The 16,382-nt window shown below is 63.8% G+C and carries 19 protein-coding genes; 4 read left to right on the plus strand and 15 right to left on the minus strand.

Annotation, left to right across the window (positions count from 1 at the left end; translation table 11 throughout):
- Window positions 1-4: 4 nt before the first annotated feature.
- Window positions 5-1,636, minus strand: a complete 1,632-nt coding sequence (gene nusA, locus VFA60_02255; protein HZQ90596.1) for a transcription termination factor NusA — start codon at window positions 1,634-1,636, stop codon at window positions 5-7.
- A 143-nt stretch (window positions 1,637-1,779) separates the two neighbouring features.
- A complete protein-coding gene (gene rimP / locus VFA60_02260) occupies window positions 1,780-2,397 on the minus strand; it encodes a ribosome maturation factor RimP (GenBank protein ID HZQ90597.1) in 618 nt (205 codons plus the stop codon).
- Window positions 2,398-2,706: 309 nt separating this feature from the next.
- Here rimP and VFA60_02265 point away from each other — a divergent pair, with 309 nt between their 5' ends.
- A complete protein-coding gene (locus tag VFA60_02265; GenBank protein ID HZQ90598.1) occupies window positions 2,707-3,657 on the plus strand; it encodes an MBL fold metallo-hydrolase in 951 nt (316 codons plus the stop codon).
- Window positions 3,658-3,798: 141 nt separating this feature from the next.
- Here the strand turns inward: VFA60_02265 and VFA60_02270 are convergent, their stop codons facing one another.
- On the minus strand, window positions 3,799-4,263 hold the full coding sequence (locus tag VFA60_02270; GenBank protein HZQ90599.1) for a hypothetical protein: 465 nt from the start codon (window positions 4,261-4,263) through the stop codon (window positions 3,799-3,801).
- A gap of 186 nt (window positions 4,264-4,449) precedes the next feature.
- Here VFA60_02270 and VFA60_02275 point away from each other — a divergent pair, with 186 nt between their 5' ends.
- The 3 genes from VFA60_02275 to VFA60_02285 all read left to right on the plus strand — a co-directional run bounded on the left by VFA60_02275 (window position 4,450) and on the right by VFA60_02285 (window position 7,325).
- Window positions 4,450-4,938 (plus strand): hypothetical protein, encoded by a 489-nt coding sequence (locus VFA60_02275; protein HZQ90600.1) that lies wholly within the window; start codon window positions 4,450-4,452, stop codon window positions 4,936-4,938.
- Window positions 4,939-5,213: 275 nt separating this feature from the next.
- On the plus strand, window positions 5,214-6,716 hold the full coding sequence (gene guaB, locus VFA60_02280) for an IMP dehydrogenase (GenBank protein HZQ90601.1): 1,503 nt from the start codon (window positions 5,214-5,216) through the stop codon (window positions 6,714-6,716).
- A 159-nt stretch (window positions 6,717-6,875) separates the two neighbouring features.
- Window positions 6,876-7,325: a VanZ family protein gene (locus VFA60_02285; GenBank protein HZQ90602.1), complete on the plus strand. Its 450-nt coding sequence runs from the start codon at window positions 6,876-6,878 to the stop codon at window positions 7,323-7,325.
- A gap of 34 nt (window positions 7,326-7,359) precedes the next feature.
- Here the strand turns inward: VFA60_02285 and VFA60_02290 are convergent, their stop codons facing one another.
- The 12 genes from VFA60_02290 to secY all read right to left on the minus strand — a co-directional run bounded on the left by VFA60_02290 (window position 7,360) and on the right by secY (window position 16,382).
- Window positions 7,360-8,514, minus strand: a complete 1,155-nt coding sequence (locus tag VFA60_02290) for an MFS transporter (GenBank protein ID HZQ90603.1) — start codon at window positions 8,512-8,514, stop codon at window positions 7,360-7,362.
- Between the two features lie 162 nt (window positions 8,515-8,676).
- On the minus strand, window positions 8,677-9,312 hold the full coding sequence (locus tag VFA60_02295; protein ID HZQ90604.1) for a superoxide dismutase: 636 nt from the start codon (window positions 9,310-9,312) through the stop codon (window positions 8,677-8,679).
- A gap of 127 nt (window positions 9,313-9,439) precedes the next feature.
- Window positions 9,440-9,931, minus strand: coding sequence for a 50S ribosomal protein L17 (rplQ, locus tag VFA60_02300; GenBank protein ID HZQ90605.1), 492 nt, complete (start codon window positions 9,929-9,931; stop codon window positions 9,440-9,442).
- A 131-nt stretch (window positions 9,932-10,062) separates the two neighbouring features.
- Entirely contained in the window at window positions 10,063-11,106 is a 1,044-nt protein-coding gene (locus VFA60_02305; protein ID HZQ90606.1) for a DNA-directed RNA polymerase subunit alpha, read from the minus strand.
- A gap of 169 nt (window positions 11,107-11,275) precedes the next feature.
- Window positions 11,276-11,905 (minus strand): 30S ribosomal protein S4, encoded by a 630-nt coding sequence (gene rpsD / locus VFA60_02310; GenBank protein ID HZQ90607.1) that lies wholly within the window; start codon window positions 11,903-11,905, stop codon window positions 11,276-11,278.
- Between the two features lie 73 nt (window positions 11,906-11,978).
- Entirely contained in the window at window positions 11,979-12,425 is a 447-nt protein-coding gene (rpsK, locus tag VFA60_02315; protein HZQ90608.1) for a 30S ribosomal protein S11, read from the minus strand.
- An 89-nt stretch (window positions 12,426-12,514) separates the two neighbouring features.
- Complete coding sequence (rpsM, locus tag VFA60_02320) at window positions 12,515-12,901, minus strand: 30S ribosomal protein S13 (GenBank protein HZQ90609.1); 387 nt, start codon at window positions 12,899-12,901, stop codon at window positions 12,515-12,517.
- 4 nt (window positions 12,902-12,905) lie between these two features.
- Window positions 12,906-13,019 (minus strand): 50S ribosomal protein L36, encoded by a 114-nt coding sequence (gene rpmJ, locus VFA60_02325; protein HZQ90610.1) that lies wholly within the window; start codon window positions 13,017-13,019, stop codon window positions 12,906-12,908.
- Between the two features lie 54 nt (window positions 13,020-13,073).
- Entirely contained in the window at window positions 13,074-13,292 is a 219-nt protein-coding gene (infA, locus tag VFA60_02330) for a translation initiation factor IF-1 (protein ID HZQ90611.1), read from the minus strand.
- Between the two features lie 200 nt (window positions 13,293-13,492).
- Window positions 13,493-14,245: a type I methionyl aminopeptidase gene (gene map / locus VFA60_02335; protein HZQ90612.1), complete on the minus strand. Its 753-nt coding sequence runs from the start codon at window positions 14,243-14,245 to the stop codon at window positions 13,493-13,495.
- Complete coding sequence (locus VFA60_02340) at window positions 14,229-14,963, minus strand: adenylate kinase (GenBank protein ID HZQ90613.1); 735 nt, start codon at window positions 14,961-14,963, stop codon at window positions 14,229-14,231. Before VFA60_02340 ends, map begins: the two co-directional genes overlap by 17 nt.
- On the minus strand, window positions 14,964-16,382 hold the full coding sequence (gene secY / locus VFA60_02345) for a preprotein translocase subunit SecY (GenBank protein ID HZQ90614.1): 1,419 nt from the start codon (window positions 16,380-16,382) through the stop codon (window positions 14,964-14,966). It lies immediately after the preceding gene.

A 16,382-nucleotide genomic window follows, 5' to 3' on the forward strand; every position in this document is an offset into this window, starting at 1 on the left:
TCAGCTACTTTTTTTCTTCTGGGATCTGGTCCTCGTCGGGATGTTCGCCGTGGGTACTTACCTCGGCCACATCCGCCGGCGGAGCATTCTCCACGCCGGACACGCCCGCTGCTTCCAAATCCTGGCCTTCTTCCACCAATTCCTGCACGCTCTGGGACGCTTCGTCGGCCGCCTGGTCCAGCCCGGCCGTTGTGCCCGACATGCCTGCCGCGTTCGCTCCCTCGTCATCCACCGCCGGCTGCACACCGGCTGGCTGCTCCAGCGCCACCACCTGCGAAGGCGGGTCTTTCTCCGCCGGGCCCTCGCCCTCGGTGAGCACCGAATCTGTGGACGCCGCTTCCCCTGATTCCAGGCTGGAAAAGTAATTATTGACCGCGATACTGATTTTTTCCACCGTCTTGGGCCCGATGCCGGGTATCGCCTCCAGCTGCTCGGGCGTCATGTCCGCCAGCGACTCGACCGTCGTGATGCCGGCGGCGACCAGCTTCTCCATCACGCCTTCGCCCAGGTCAGGCACCTTCTCCAGCGGCGTCGAGGAGCCGACCAGCGCCTGCATCTGCTGCTCCACTTCCTGGCGCTTCTCTTCCTCGCTCTTGATGTCGATCTTCCAGCCCAGCAGCTTCGCCGCCAGGCGCACGTTCTGCCCCTTCTTGCCGATGGCGAGCGAGAGCTGCGTGTCGTCCACGATCACTTCCAGCTGTTTCTCCGCGCCGTCAACCACCGAGACGCGGCTGACCTTCGCCGGCTGCAGCGCCTTCTCGGCGAACGTGACCGGGTCTTCGTGGAACTCGATGATGTCGATCTTCTCGCCGCGCAGCTCGCGAATGATGCTCTGCACCCGCATGCCCTTCATGCCGACGCACGCGCCCACGGCGTCCACATCTTTGTCTTTTGACATGACGGCGATCTTGGTGCGCTCGCCGGCCTCGCGCGCAATGGCGCGGATCACCACCGTATTGTCGTAAATCTCGGGCACTTCGGTCTGGAACAGGTGCTGCACCAGCTCGGGCGCTGCGCGCGACACCACCACCTGCGGCCCCTTCGACGCCTTTTCCACCCGCGCGATCACCACGCGCACCCGCTCGCCCACGGCGAACGACTCCAGCCGCGACTGCTCCTTGCGCGGCATGCGCGCCTCCGCCTTGCCGATGTCGAAGATCACGTCCGGGCCTTCCACGCGCTTCACCGTGGCGTTCACGATCTCGTTCACGCGCCCGATGTACTCGTTGTAAACCGTGTCGCGCTCGGCCTCGCGCACTTTCTGGAAGATCACCTGCTTGGCCAGTTGCGCCGAAATCCGGCCCAGGCCCGTCGGGTTCGACATCTGGTGGCTGGCCCTCAGCCAGCGCACTTCGCCGCCCACTTCCACGTTGGGGTCCTCGCGCTTGGCCTCTTCCAGCGTGATCTGCGCGTTCGGGTCTTCCACCTGCTCGGGCGCTTCCACCACCGACTTGACGGCGTACACGTTGATCGTGCCCGTGTCGCGGTCGAGCACGGCGCGCATGTTCTCCTGCGTCTTGAGCGACTTGCGCGTCGCTATCACCATGGCGTCTTCGACGGCGCTGACCACGATCTGCGGATCAATGCCCTTCTCGCGGCTCAGTGCGTCAATGGTGTTGTACAGATCGCTTGCCATTTTTTTCGTTCTCAGTTCTCAGTTCCGAAGTTCTCAGTTCTCAGTTGGCCTTCGTGCCCTTCGTGCCCTTTGTGTTCCGCTTTTGACCTTGCTCTTGCCTTTGACTTTGCTCTTGCCAACGACCAACGACGAACGACCAACCGCTAGAACTCCGGCGCCAGGTTCGCCCGCTCAACGTTGCTCAATTCGATCTCAACCGTCGCCGCCGCCGCCTCGTCCTGCCTCGCCCCGAGGCCCTCGTCCGCGGCCTTGTCCTTTGACTTCTTCGCCTTCTTCTTCGATGCCGGCAGTTCCACCCGAAGCCGTCCGTCGGCGAACCCTGCCAGCCGCCCCTCGAAGTGCTTTTGCCCGTTCACCGGCTCCCGCGTAACCACGCGGACCTTGCTGCCGGTGAAGCGCTCGTAGTCCCGCGGCCGGACCAGCTTCCGGTCCAGCCCGGGCGACGAAACCTCCAGCGTGTACGCTCCCCCGGGTATCACGTCCTCCACATCCAGGATCGTGCTCACCTCGCGGCTCACGTTCTGGCAATCATCGAGCGTTACCCCGCCCTGCGATGCCGCCGCTCCGCCCTGCGCCGAACCGCCTTGTTCTCGGTACTCGCTACCCGGTACGCGGTGCTGGTTCTGCGGGTCCCGATCGAGCGTGATTCGCAGCGTCCGCGCCTTGCCCCCGCCGCGCAGCTCCACGCTGACCACTTCCAGCCCGTATGTGGCGGCTACCCGTTCAGCAATCCCGCGTACGAGCTCCTCCGCCGGCGTCATTTCTGTTCAAAAATAAAGTGGGCTCTCGCCCACTGGTGTGCTTCGCCACAGAAACAACCTGCACCACAGCTACCAAGGACTAATATACGCTCTGCCCGAAAAAAAGACAAACGTCCAAGCTGTTGCCGCACAAACACTTACCACCCATCGAGGGCATCCTTCAGCCGCCCCCTTTTCGCCTAAGGGCCTGCCTGGTTCGCCGGCAGCGCCGCAACTGTTGCTGCTCCGCCTTTTTTCGCCGTCTCTGGGCGAAGCGTGGGCCCAACACAATGGACGCCACCGGCGTCCACCCGCTACGATACCTCCCCCATGCGCAACCTGATCGCCGCCCTCCTTCTATCTACCACCTTCGCCGCAGCTCAGACCGCCGCTCAGCCCGCCGCGCCGCTAGCTCCCGCCGGGCCGACCTTCACGCTGCACAAGCTCGCCGAGGGCGTGTACGCCGCCGTGACCATTGACGGCAAGGGCGCGGGCGGCAACGCCGGGTTCGTGATCGGTGACGACGGCGTGCTGGTCATCGACTCGTTCACCCCCGAGTCGTCGGCGCGCGAACTGCTCGCCGAGATCCGCAAGCTCACCCCGCTCCCGGTGCGCTACCTGGTGAACACCCACTACCACATGGACCACACCGGCGGAAACGGCGTGTACGCGCAGGCGGGCGCGGCCATCATCGCGCATCCCAACGTGCGCACCTGGCTGCGCACCGAGAACATGAAGTTCTTCGGGCCAAACGCGACGCCCGAGCAGAAGTCGCGCGTGGAATCGCTCACGCTGCCCAGCATCGTCTACCACGGCGCGGGGCTCGACATCTACCTCGGCAACCGCCAGGTGCTGCTGCGCTTCGATCCGGGCCACACCGGCGGCGACACCCTCATCGCCGTGCCCGACGCCAAGGTCGTCTTCGGCGGCGACCTGCTGTGGAACGCGCGCTTCCCCAACATGATGGACGCGTCCACCGGGCCCTGGATCGAAACGCTCGACACGCTCATCGCCGCCCATCCCGACTTCACCTTCGTCCCCGGACACGGCGAAGTCGGCGGCGTGGACTTCCTCCGCGCCCAGCGCGACTACTTCAACGACCTGCGCAAGGCGGTCAGCGACGCGCGCGCTTCCGGCAAATCCCCCGCCGACCTGGTCGCCGCCATCCAGCCGCAACTGGCCAAAGGCCGCGAGCCGTGGGGCTTCCAGCGCTTCCTGCCGCTGAACATCCAGCAGCAGGCGGCAGAGCAGGCAGGCGCCAAGAAGGTGCCGCAGCCGTGAGGTTTGTTTGTCAGTCGGTCAGTGGATCAGTCGCTCAGCAGGACCGTGGGCGAACAACTGAATGAATGACCGAATGAATGCGAAAAGACTGCTGGCTACTGGCAAGCAGCCAGTAGCCAGCTGCGGGCAGCGTGGTTCGGCTTACTGCTTCTCGTACACCGCCGTCGAACTCATCTTCTTGCCGCTGGCGTCGGTGCTGTGGGTGGTCACGGTCCGGGTCTTCCCGTCCGCTGAGACCACGATGCGCCCGTTGTTGGTCACCTTGCCGCCCTTCTTGCTGGTGAAGCTGAGCGTGTGGTCGTTCACCTTGGTGTAGGCGCGCGTGTCTTCATTCTCGCCGCCGGTGACCGGGTAGTCCTTGCCGTCCCACTTGCCCGTCCACTCGGAATGAATCGCTTTGCCGTCGGCGGAAGTGCCGTCAACCGTGACTTTGGTCTGGTCGCCCGCGGCCTCATAGACGACGGTGCTGTTCTTGGCGGCGCCGGCCGCGATCTTTGACTTGGATTCGTTCAGCTTCCATGTGCCGCTGAAGTTGTCGGCCGCGTAACAGGTCAACGCGCCGGCCAGCATCAGCACAAAACTGGTTAGGATGGCCCGTGTTTTCATGCTTCCTCCTTACACAGCGGGTTCCACTGGTTTTCGCGTCAAATATCCTATTCCCCGGGTGCGCGCCGCGCCAAGGCTGGCGCAAGTTGCCGCTTCCGGCGATGCGCCGTTGTTGTGGCGTTTGCGACATTGCCGCATCATGGCGCTTGCCCTTCCACAGCCTCCCGCGGTATCCTGAAACTTCCCTTGAATATCTCTGAGCTATACTTACGGCGGGCGCTCTTTCCCGCCTCGCAACCCGTTGTCCCGCCCGTACTTGCCTCTAAGTCCTGTGTTTCCCCCGTACTGGCGGAAATTTCCGCCCAAGCGGCTGATTCCACAATACCCAGGGGGAGGGGAGGGGATACGTCCAGCCAGGTCGCCCACACAGCCCCGCGCTGCAACTTCTATCTGCCGACCGGCGCCCGGTGCGCCTGTCCCGCGCTCCGCGGCCGCCGCCGCTGCCGCCACCACCAGCGCATCTTCAAGCCGCGGCCGCGCAACTACGCCCTGCCGCCCATCGAAGACGCCGCCTCGCTCCACGCAGCCCTGCTCCAGATCTGCCGCGCCATCGCGGAAGACGCCGTCTCGCCCGACGCCGGTCGCATCCTCCTCTGGGGCGCTCAGCTCGCCGCCAACAACCTGAAGAACCTTGCAATGGAAGAGGACGTTCGCAACCATGGCGAACGTGACTAGACCGAATTGTCATCCCGAGCGAAGCGAGGGATCTGGGTCTTACGGAGGAAAACCGAGATCCCTCGCACGCCCTCAGTCGCGCTGCTCCCGCGGGCGGCTCGGGATGACAATTTTCTATGACTCGGCAGGCCGGCGGTGAAATTGCCCTTACTGCTAGAATGGGTCTCATCGCGCTCACGCAGCTTCCGCGGCGAGGCCGGTGGCGCGCCGAGCCGCGCGTCCAGAGGCCTTCCTGCTTCCTGCCGAAGCGATGAGGATAGGCGGTTTTCAGAATAATGATTCACTTCCCTGTCCCTGAAGCCCTCACCTTCGACGACGTTCTGCTCCTGCCTGGCCGCTCCGACGTGGTTCCGGCCACGGTTTCCACGACCACGCGCCTCACGCGCAATCTCACGCTCAACATCCCCATCATGAGCGCGGCCATGGACACGGTGACCGAATCGCGCATGGCCATAGCCATGGCGCAGCAGGGCGGGCTCGGCGTGGTCCATCGCAACCTGACGATCGAGCAGCAGGCCGGCGAAGTGGACAAGGTGAAGCGTTCGGAGAGCGGCATGATCGTGGACCCGATCACCATGTCGCCCGACGACAAGATCTCGGACGCGCTCGAAGTCATGCGGCGCTACCGCATCTCGGGCGTTCCCATCACCAAGAACCGCAAGCTGGTCGGCATCCTCACCAACCGCGACCTGCGCTTTGAGACGCGAACCGACATTCCCATCAGCAAGGTGATGACGAAGGAAAACCTCATCACCGTGCCGGTTGGGACCACGCTCGATGAGGCCGAGAAGATCCTGCACAAGCATCGCGTGGAAAAGCTCCTCGTTGTGGACGACAAGTACACGCTGAAGGGCCTGATCACCGTCAAGGACATCCAGAAGAAGCTGAAGTATCCCAACGCCGCCAAAGATGCGCAGGGGCGGCTGCGCGTGGCCGCCGCGATCGGCGCGACCGGCGACTTCCTGGAGCGCGCGCAGGAGATGGCGCGGGCAAAAGTTGACGTGATCGCTATCGACTCGGCGCACGGGCACTCGACGCGCGTGCTCGAAGCGGTCAAGGCCGTGAAGCACGCGCTCCCTGAAATCGAGCTGCTCGCCGGCAACGTGGCCACCTTCGACGGCGCATGCGAGCTGGTGCGCGCCGGCGTGGACGCGGTGAAGGTCGGCATCGGGCCGGGCTCGATCTGCACCACCCGCATCGTGACCGGCGCGGGCGTGCCGCAGATCACAGCCATCGCCGAAGCCTATCGCGCCACGAAAGACGCGGGCGTGCCGGTGATTGCCGATGGCGGCGTGAAGTACTCGGGCGACATCACCAAGGCGCTGGCGGCGGGCGCGAGCGTGGTGATGATCGGATCGCTCTTCGCCGGCACCGACGAGAGCCCCGGCGAAACCATCCTCTATCAGGGTCGTTCATTCAAGACCTATCGCGGCATGGGCTCGCTGGCGGCGATGGCGGCCGGATCGAGCGAGCGCTACATGCAGACCGCCGACGACTCATCGGCCGCGCTCGCCGGCGAAGACGGCGACTCGAACCGCCTGGGCAAGCTGGTGCCGGAAGGCATCGAGGGGCGCGTCCCCTACCGCGGCACGACGGCCGCCATGGTCCACCAGCTTGTCGGCGGGCTGCGCAGCGGCATGGGCTACGTCGGCTGCGCGACCATTGCTGAGCTCCAGCAGAAGGCGCGCTTCGTGCGCATCAGCGCCGCCGGATACCGCGAGAGCCACGTGCACGACGTGATCATCACGCGCGAAGCGCCAAATTACAATTTAGAGTAAACAGTTCGCGGCTTACAGTTCGCAGGTAAGCCCAGGCGCGCGCTCTTACCGTGGACTGTAAACTGTCAACTGCTCCCGCTGAGGCCGGCTATCTCCGTCACCACGAGTTCCATCGCGCAGCAACCGTCACCGTCACTCTGGCGCTTCTGGCTTCCGCCCGTGATCTGGATCGCGATGATCCTGGTGATTGGCACGAGCTGGTTCTCCTCGGAAAGCACCGGGCAAGCGCTCACCTACGTGATGCGCCTGCTGCACGTCCCGCTGGCTTACGAGCCTGGACTGAACCACGCCCTGCGCAAGACGGGACACTTCTTCGGCTACGCCATCCTGAGCTGGCTGCTGTTCCGCGCCTGGCGCGCCACGCTGCCCGCGCGCCGAGCAACGGCCGATCGCGGAAGCTGGATCGAGCCGGCGTGGCGCTTTCGCTGGGCATTGCTGGCGCTGGCGGTGACGATGCTGACCTCCTGCGCGGACGAAGCCCACCAGTTCTTCGAGCCGGGACGCACAAGCACGATGAAAGACGTGCTGCTCGACACCATGGGCGGACTGTTCGCGCAGTGCGCGCTGCTGGTGACCGGCTTCGGCAGGCCACATACGCCGGACCGGTAAGACATTTGCTGACTTGGTGATTTGGCGATTTGGGCTACTCGCGGCAGAAGAGCATGAGCACCGCCGCGGCGCCGGCGATTGCGGCCGCGAAATAGAAGGGCGCGTGCGGAGCGATGTGGCTCCAGAGTTCGCCGGCGATGAGGCTGGCGGCGAGCGTGGCAAGGCTGGTGGCGAAGTAGTAGATGCCGAAGGCGCGGCCGCGCTGCGCGGCGGGAACGGTTTGCGCCACCAGCGCTCGCAGTACCGGATCGGTGAGCGCGTAGTAGAGGCCGTAGAACGCCATGGCGCCCCAGATCGCGGAGCGCGCAGGCGCGAGCGCGAAGACCGAATAAACGATGGCGTACACGGCGTATCCGGCAGCGGCCATGCCGTGCTTGGAGACGCGGTCGCTGAGCGCGCCGAGCGGCCACGATGCGCCGCTGTAGACGATGTTGAAGACGAGTCCGAGCAGCGGCGCCGCAGCCGCCGGGATGCCCATGTTTTGGGCGCGCAGGATGAGAAACATGTCGCTGGATCCGCCCAGCGAAAACAGCGTGACCACGAAGAGGACGTAGTAGTACGAGCGCGGCAGCCGCGTGCCCGGCGCATTTGTGGTCGCGTTCCCGGCGGTTGCCGGCTGTGCGCCGCTGGTTTCGCGCACCCCGAACGCGATGACCAGAACACTGAGGAGTCCCGGTATCGCGGCGAACCAGAAGACGGTGCGCTCGGCGTAGTGGCGCAGCAGCAGCAGGGCGAGCAGAGGACCGACGATGGCGCCGGCCGTGTCCATGGACTGGAGCACGCCGAAGGCGCCGCCGAGGCGCTCGCGCGGAACCGACTCGGAGAGCATCACGTCGCGCGGCGCGCCGCGGAATCCCTTCGCCAGCCGGTCGGCAAAGCGAATGAACAGCACGTGCCACCACGAAGTGGCGAGCGCCAGCAGCGGCTTCATGAGGTTCGCGACGGCATAGCCGGCGACGACGATGGGTTTGCGCCGCGGCGCGCGGTCGGCGAGATATCCGGAGTAGAGCTTGGCGAGCGAGGCGACGCTCTCCGCGATGCCCTCGATCAGCCCGAGCGTGGCGGGCCCGGCGCCGAGCGACATGAGGAACGAAGGGATGAGCCAGTAGGACATCTCGCTGGCGGTGTCATTGAGCAGCGAGGTGGCGCCGAAGACGGTGACGTTGCGCTCGGTGTTTTCCTGAGGCACGGATTAGTTATACGCGAGTGCCCCAGCACTCAGCATTCAGCGTCCAGGAATCCGGCGGTTCGTTGGATATGGCAGCGTCGGGCGAGGGCGACCGCGCCGCACAAGAAAAAACGCGGGCGAAGTCGCCCGCGGGTTGGTCGCAGCACGTTCTTGGATCAATTCTTACGCGGCGGTCTGTTTTACAAGTTTGTTGCTCGCTTCGAGGCGGCGGTTGACTTCGTTCCAGTTCACCACCTGCCACCAGGCGGCGAGATACTCGGGACGGCGATTGCGATACCTCAGGTAGTAGGCGTGCTCCCAGACGTCGTTGCCGAGGATTGGGAAGAGGCCCTGCATCAGCGGATTGTCCTGGTTTGGCGTGGTGATGATGCGCAGCTGGCCGCCGGGCGCGCGCACCAGCCAGACCCATCCGCTGCCGAAGTGCCTGGCGCCGGCTTCGTTGAACTGCTTTTGAAACGCCTCGAAGCCGCCGAAGGCGTCATCGACGGCGGAGACAATGGGGCCGGCCGAGACGCTGCCGTCGGGCTTCTGCATGAGCTTCCAGAAGATGCTGTGGTTCACGTGACCGCCGGCGTTGTTGCGGACGGTGGTCCGGATGTCTTCAGGGATTGAGTTCAGGTTGGTGATGATTTCTTCGGGCGTCTTGCTGAAGAATTGCGGATGTTTTTCCAGCGCGGCGTTCAGGTTGTTGACATAGGCGGCGTGGTGCTTGTCGTGGTGAAGCTGCATGGTTTCGGTGTCAATGAACGGCTCGAGGGCGTTGTAGTCGTACGGAAGCGGCGGGAGTTGGAACGCCATGAGGTGCTCCTCCTTCATGATTTCAGTTGTATGGATTGCGGCGTAGCGGGAGTGGTTGCGTGAAGTTTTCCACAAAGAAAAACGCGGGCGAGGGTTCGCCCGCGTGCGCAGAGCTCCTGATTGAAACTCATTCCTTGCCCTTGTCGCCGGCCTCTTCGCCGCCGGCCTTGGCTTCGGCCTCGGCCTGTTCCATTGCCTTGCGTGTCTCTTCGGCGCGCTTGGCCCTGGTTTCCGCGCGCTTCTTGCGCCGGGCCTCGATTTTCTTTTCGCTGCCAATCAGTTCGACAAACGCCTTCTCGGCGCCGTCACCCTGCTGGAAGCCGCTGCGGATGATGCGCAGGTAGCCCCCATTGCGGTCCCCAAAGCGCGGCGCGATCTCCCAGAGCTTGTCGACCGACTCGCGCGTCATGAGAAACGCGCCGGCCTGGCGGCGGGCGGCGAGGTCGCCGCGCTTGCCCAGGGTGATCATCTTCTCCACGTGCGGGCGCATGGCCTTGGCCTTGACGACCGACGTCTCAATGCGCTCCTCGACGATGAGCGAGGTGACCAGGTTGCGCAGCAGCGCGCGACGATGGCTGGTGTTACGCCCGAGTTTCCATCCTGCCTTGAGATGACGCATGTTCGCTCCCTTTCTGAAATCGCCCCTGGCTTTTGGCTCCCGGTGAAGGGCCGAAAGGCGCCGCCCGGCGCCTGCAACATCGCGGAGTAGAGACGCAGCAAGCCGCGTCTCTACCGATCCGCGGAACGGCATTACTGGTCGAGCTCTTCCGGCAGCTCGGGCGGATACGCGGACACCGGGATCGGCGGCTGCGGCGCGCCGGGAACGGCGTTGCCGTGCTCGTCGATCTTCATGCCCAGGCTCAGGCCCATGGACGCCAGGATTTCCTTGATCTCGTTCAGCGACTTGCGGCCGAAGTTCTTGGTCTTGAGCATCTCGGCTTCGGTCTTCTGCACCAGCTCGCCGATGGTCTGGATATTGGCGTTCTTCAGGCAGTTGTAGCTGCGAACGCTGAGCTCCAGCTCTTCGACCGAGCGGTTGAGATTCTCGTTGCGGATTTCCGGCTTGCGCTCTTCACCGGCGGTGGCGGTTTCCAGCTCTTCCTCAAAGTTGATGAAGATGTTCATGTGGTCTTTGAGGAGCTTGGCGGCCAGGCCAAGCGCGTCGGCCGGGGTGATGCTGCCGTTGGTCCAGATCTCGAGCGTGAGCTTGTCGTAGTCTGTGATCTGGCCGAGACGCGCGGCTTCGACGGTGTAGTTCACCTTGCGCACCGGCGAGTGGACCGAGTCGATGGGGATGAAGCCGAGGCCCAGGTCTTCGTCGAAGTTCTTGTCGGCGGAGACATAGCCGCGTCCGCGCTTGAGGCGCATTTCCATGTCAAGCTTGCCGCCTTCGCTGACGGTGGCAATGTACACGTCCTTGTCGAGGACTTCGACATCGGCGTCGGCTTCGATCATGCCGCTGTTGACGACACCCGGCTGATCGGCGCGCAGGTAGATGGCCTTGGGGCCGTCGCCGTTGAGCTTGAAGGGCACCTGCTTGAGGTTGAGGATGATGTCGGTCGCGTCCTCGACCACGCCGGGGATGGACTGGAACTCGTGCAGGACGCCCTCGATTTTGACCGCGCTGACGGCGGCGCCTTCAATCGAGGAGAGCAGCACGCGACGGAGGGCGTTGCCCACGGTCGTGCCGAATCCGCGCTCGAAGGGCTGAGCGTAGAAGCGTCCGTACTTGTCGTTGAGCGTCTCGGTGTCGACCGCGAGCCGCTTGGGTTTTTGAAAGCCTTTCCAAAGCACCATGGTGTTGCATTCTCCTTCCGGCCCTGCTGCACAAGGCGACCCCCCGCCGGCCCGTGCGGCTGAGGCGCTGCGTCGCGCATGGCGAATCGGGCGCGAGAAGCGGGCAAAACTGCAGTTTCAAAGTTTCCAGTTTCGAAGTCTCAAAAAACAACCCCCGAACCGAACCTCACTTGCTGTACAGCTCGACGATGAGCTGCTCGTTTACGGGCAGCTGGATTTCGTCGCGCTTGGGAACGCTGTTGACGCGCGCGGTCAGGTTGTCGCGATCAATGGCGAGCCACGACGGCGGTGTTTGGTGACTGGTGAACTCACGCGCCTGCTCCACGACGGGCAGCTTGCGGCTGCGCTCGCGGACGGCCACTTCGTCGCCGGCCCTGACCGAGTACGACGGGATGTTCACCTTGTGTCCGTTCACCTGGATGTGCCCGTGCCGCACCAACTGGCGCGCCTGACGCCTCGAGATGGCGAAGCCTGAGCGATAGACCACGTTGTCGAGACGGGTTTCGAGCTGCTGAAGCAGCGCTTCGCCGGTGACGCCCTGCGAGCGCGACGCCTTCTCAAAGTAATTGCGGAACTGGCGTTCCTGGGTGAAGTAAATCCGCTTGGTCTTCTGCTTTTCGCGGAGCTGAAGGCCGTAGCCGACGACTTTCGCTTTGCGGTCCTTGCCGTGCTGTCCGGGGGCGAAGTTGCGCTTCTCGACGGGACACTTGTCGCTGAAGCACTTGGCCCCCTTCAGGAACAGCTTCATTCCTTCGCGGCGGCAAAGACGGCAGACTGCGCCTGTTTCTCGTGCCAAGTTTTTTCTCCTTAACTTCGGGTGACGACCGGTTTACGCGAATGGCATCGCTTCGTCCCGGTCCGTATGCTTCTTACACTCTGCGGCGCTTGGGCGGACGGCATCCGTTGTGCGGGATGGGCGTCACGTCCTTGATGCTGCGCACTTCAATGCCGGCGGCGGCGAGGGCGCGGATGGCGGACTCGCGGCCGGAGCCGGGGCCGGAGACCTTCACGTCGACGCTGCGCACGCCGTGATCGCGCGCCTGGTTGGCGGCGTTCATGGCGGCCTGCTGCGCGGCAAACGGCGTTCCCTTGCGCGATCCCCGGAAACCGAGCGATCCGGAGCTCTTCCAGGAGAGCACGTTGCCCGCCTGGTCGGTGATGGTCACGATGGTGTTGTTGAACGACGCCTGCACGTGGACGAGCCCGTGCGGCACGTTCTTGCGCTCGCGCTTCTTGAACTGCTTCTTCTTGCCTTTTTTCTCCGGTGCGGCTGCGCCGGCGCCGGGTGCTGCTGCTCCTGCTGCTGGTTTTGCCATTTTCGAGTTCTCAGTTCTCGGTTCTCAGTTCTCAGTTGGCGCTCAGTTCGTTTGACTGAGGACCGGGGACCGAGAACTGGGAACTGGTTCTACGTTTTTGCCGTCGCTTTCTTCTTCTGTGCAACCGTGCCCTTGCGAGGACCTTTGCGCGTTCGCGCATTGGTGTGCGTGCGCTGGCCGCGGACCGGCAGGTTGCGGCGATGACGATAGCCTCGATACGAGCCGATTTCGATCAGCCGCTTGATGTGCATGGAAACGTCTTTGCGCAGGTCGCCTTCGACGTTTCCTTCCGCCTCGATGACCTGGCGGATGCGGTTGACCTCTTCTTCGTTCAGGTCCTGGACCTTCTTCGCCGGGTCGACGTTCGCGGCGGCGACAATGCGGTCGGCGCGCGGGTGCCCGATGCCGAAGATGTAGGTCAGCGCGATGTTGACATGCTTGTTGCGCGGAAGATCCACGCCTGCAATGCGAGCCATGACGTTACCCCTGCCTCTGCTTGTGCTTCGAGTTTTCGCAGATCACGCGCACCACGCCGCGGCGGTGGATGATCTTGCACTTGTCGCAAATTTTCTTTACCGATGCCCGAACCTTCATAAAAACCGTTCCCGTTTCTCGTTTCCCGTCTCGTTCCTAGCGAAACGGAAGCCTTTATTTGTACCGGTAGACGATCCGTCCCCGCGTCAGGTCGTAGGGCGAAAGCTCCACGGCCACGCGGTCGCCGGGAAGAATGCGAATGAAGTTCTTGCGCATCTTGCCGGAGACGTGCGCCAGCACCTGATGTTTGTTCTCCAGTTCCACCCGGAACATGGCATTGGGCAGCGGCTCAATGACCACCGCCATCACTTCGATCGCGTCTTCCTTGCTCAAATGCCCTTTCTCTCGTTTCCAGCTCGTCATCGCGGGCCTAAAGGCCCGCTCTTCCACCGCCACAAGCCTAAAGCCTACGAACAACCCACAAGCCCGAGGCCAACTCAGACCAGAAGCAAGACCCTGATTGTCAGAGGATCTGGAACATCAGAAGGCGCTCACCATTTGATGAACCAGACCCTAATTCCGGTGCAAGGCCCTTACTGCGTCAAAATCACTGGCCCGTCGGCGGTTACGGCCACGCAATGCTCGAAGTGGGCACTGAAGCTGCCGTCTTCGGTGACCGCGGTCCAGCGGTCATCCAGCACGCGCGCGCCAGCCTTGCCGGCATTCACCATGGGCTCGATGGCAATCACCATGCCCTCGCGCAGCCGTGCTCCGTGTCCGCGGGTGCCGAAGTTCGGGACCTGCGGGTCTTCGTGGAGCCGGGTGCCGATGCCGTGGCCGACAAACTCGCGGACCACGCTGAATCCCGCCGCCTCGACCACTTCCTGTACCACCGCGCCGACGTCGCCGACGGTGTTTCCTACGCGCGCCGCCTGGATGGCCTTCTCCAGCGACTCGCGCGTCACGTCCAAAAGCTTTTTCAGCTCCGGCTTCAGGCTGTTGCCCACCGGAACGGTGATGGCGGCGTCGCCGTAGTAGCCGTCGAGCACCACGCCGCAATCAATGGAAACAATGTCGCCGTGCTCGAGCACCCGCTTTTCCGACGGGATGCCGTGCACAATCTCGTTGTTGACCGAGGTGCACAGGCAGCAAGGGTAGTCGTAATAGCCCTTGAATGCCGGCTTGGCCCCGGCGTCGCGGATCTTCTTCTCGGCGGCGCGCTCCAGGTCCATGGTGGTGATGCCAGGCTTCACCATGGCCGCGAGCTCGTCGAGCACCTGGCGGACGATGTGCCCGCTGCGGCGCATCTTCTCGATCTCGCCAGGCGACTTACAAACGATGGCCATTCCGCTCCAGGATACGCGCCAAGTCGGTGGTAACTTCATCCACCGCACGCCCGCCGTCGACTTCCGTGAGGCGGCCCTGGGCGCGATAGAACTCCTTCAGCGGCAGCGTGTCCTGCTCATAACGCTTCAGCCGCTCGGAGATGACCTCTTCGCTATCGTCGTGCCGGGTCACCAGCTTGGAGCCGTCCACATCGCACTGACCGGGGACCCGTGGAGGCTGGCTATAGACGTTGTAAATCCGCCCGCAGGAGGGACACTGACGGCGACCGGTAAGCCGCTTTAACAGCTCATTATAGTCGACCGAAATAGTGATCACAACCGGCGGAATACGGCACTGGTTGTCAAAGAGCTGGTCGTTCAACTGCGCTTCGAGCCACTCGGCCTGCGCGCGTGTGCGCGGAAAGCCGTCGAGGATAAAGCCCCGGTTGCAGTCGGCGCGCTTCAGCCGCTCGGCCACCATCGGGTACATCAATTCGTCCGGAACCAACTCGCCCCGGTCCATCAACGTCTTGGCCTTCAGCCCCAGTTCGGTGCCGCGGGCCACGTGGTCGCGGAGCAGGTCGCCGGTGGAGATCTGCGGGATGCCGAAGATCTCAACCAGGCGCTTGGCCTGCGTTCCCTTGCCCACGCCGGGCGGGCCCATCAGGATGACCGGGCCAACACTGGCGGGAGGCCTTTTCGACACCGCGTCCGCCCGGGTGCTCACCTTCAAAGCCATTCACGACGCCCAGGTGCGCCGGCCGCGGATGCGACCGCTGCGCGGCGTAAAGCCTTCATAGTGCCGCATGATCAGCTGCGACTCGATCTGCTGCACGGTGTCCATGGCGACGCCCACCACGATCAGCAGTGACGTGCCGCCAAAATAAAAGTTGACGCCCAAGCCGTTGGTGACCCACGTGGGCAGGCGCTCAAAGAACGCGCCCAGCGCGCCCGGCAGGTGGTTCAGCCGGATGCCGGCGATCATCCACTCGGGAATGAACGAGATGATGATCAGGTAAAGAGCGCCGACGAGCGTAATGCGGGTCAGGATTTCGTTGATGTGGTTCGCGGTGCGCGCGCCAGGCCGGATGCCGGGAATAAATCCGCCGTACTTGCGCATGTTGTCGGCCACTTCGTTGGGGTTGAACACGATGGAAACGTAGAAGTAGGCGAAGAAGATGATGCCGACGGCGTAGAGCAGCGTGTAAAGAGGCTCGCCCCAGGCGATGGAGCGCAGGAACGGCCCGAATATTGCATCGAGCCGCGGGTTCTGCCTGAGCACGAAGGCGAGCGTCTGCGGGAACGTCAGGATCGAGGATGCGAAGATGACCGGCATCACGCCGCCCGAGTTGACGCGCAGCGGCAGGTGGGTGGAACCGCCGCCGATGACCTTGCGTCCCACCACGCGCTTGGCGTACTGCACCGGAATCCGGCGTTCGCTGCGCTCCACGTAAACGATGAACGCCACCACCGCGACCATGAGCGCGATCAGGATGACAACGGCGGGCGCGGTGAAGGCGCCCCAGGCCGCGGTCTGGACTTTTTCGTAGAGGTCGGCCACGGCGCGCGGCAGTCCGACGACGATGCCGGCAAAGATGAGCAGCGACATGCCGTTACCGATTCCGCGCTCGGTGATCTGCTCGCCCAGCCACATGATGAACACGCTGCCGGTGGTGAGCGTGAGCATGGTCATGAGCACGAATCCCCAGCCGGGATTCGTGACAAAAGCGGTGCCGCCCGAGACCGTCTGCTTCTGCAGGGTGATGGCGATGCCGAACGACTGCAGCGCGCTGAGCAGCAGGGTGAGGTAGCGCGTCCACTGGGTGATCTTCTTCCGGCCCAGCTCGCCTTCCTTCTGCAGCTTCGCCAGCGGCTCATACACGACGGTGAGCAACTGGAGAATGATGGAGGCGGTGATATAGGGCATGATGCCCAGCGCGAAGATGGTCAGGCGGCGAAGCTGTCCGCCGCTGAACAGGTCGACGAAGCCGAGGAAGGTGCCGCGGTTCTGATCGAAGAACTGCTGCAGCAGGTCGGCGTTGATGCCGGGCGTGGGAATGTGTCCGCCGAGGCGGTACACGGCCAGCAAGCCAAGCGTGAAGAGCACACGCTTGCGAAGATCGGGAATCCGGAAGATGTTGGCTAACTTTTCAAACAT

This window comes from Terriglobales bacterium (assembly GCA_035651995.1).
Classification (GTDB): Bacteria; Acidobacteriota; Terriglobia; order Terriglobales; family Acidobacteriaceae; genus DASRER01.

Coding starts and splice junctions, on each gene's coding strand:
- nusA (HZQ90596.1), bottom strand. CDS start 1,636: ATGGCAAGCGATCTGTACAACACCATTGACGCACTGAGCCGCGAGAAG.
- rimP (HZQ90597.1), bottom strand. CDS start 2,397: ATGACGCCGGCGGAGGAGCTCGTACGCGGGATTGCTGAACGGGTAGCC.
- VFA60_02265 (HZQ90598.1), top strand. CDS start 2,707: ATGCGCAACCTGATCGCCGCCCTCCTTCTATCTACCACCTTCGCCGCA.
- VFA60_02270 (HZQ90599.1), bottom strand. CDS start 4,263: ATGAAAACACGGGCCATCCTAACCAGTTTTGTGCTGATGCTGGCCGGC.
- guaB (HZQ90601.1), top strand. CDS start 5,214: ATGATTCACTTCCCTGTCCCTGAAGCCCTCACCTTCGACGACGTTCTG.
- VFA60_02295 (HZQ90604.1), bottom strand. CDS start 9,312: ATGGCGTTCCAACTCCCGCCGCTTCCGTACGACTACAACGCCCTCGAG.
- rplQ (HZQ90605.1), bottom strand. CDS start 9,931: ATGCGTCATCTCAAGGCAGGATGGAAACTCGGGCGTAACACCAGCCAT.
- rpsK (HZQ90608.1), bottom strand. CDS start 12,425: ATGGCAAAACCAGCAGCAGGAGCAGCAGCACCCGGCGCCGGCGCAGCC.
- rpsM (HZQ90609.1), bottom strand. CDS start 12,901: ATGGCTCGCATTGCAGGCGTGGATCTTCCGCGCAACAAGCATGTCAAC.
- rpmJ (HZQ90610.1), bottom strand. CDS start 13,019: ATGAAGGTTCGGGCATCGGTAAAGAAAATTTGCGACAAGTGCAAGATC.
- map (HZQ90612.1), bottom strand. CDS start 14,245: ATGGCCATCGTTTGTAAGTCGCCTGGCGAGATCGAGAAGATGCGCCGC.
- VFA60_02340 (HZQ90613.1), bottom strand. CDS start 14,963: ATGGCTTTGAAGGTGAGCACCCGGGCGGACGCGGTGTCGAAAAGGCCT.
- secY (HZQ90614.1), bottom strand. CDS start 16,382: ATGTTTGAAAAGTTAGCCAACATCTTCCGGATTCCCGATCTTCGCAAG.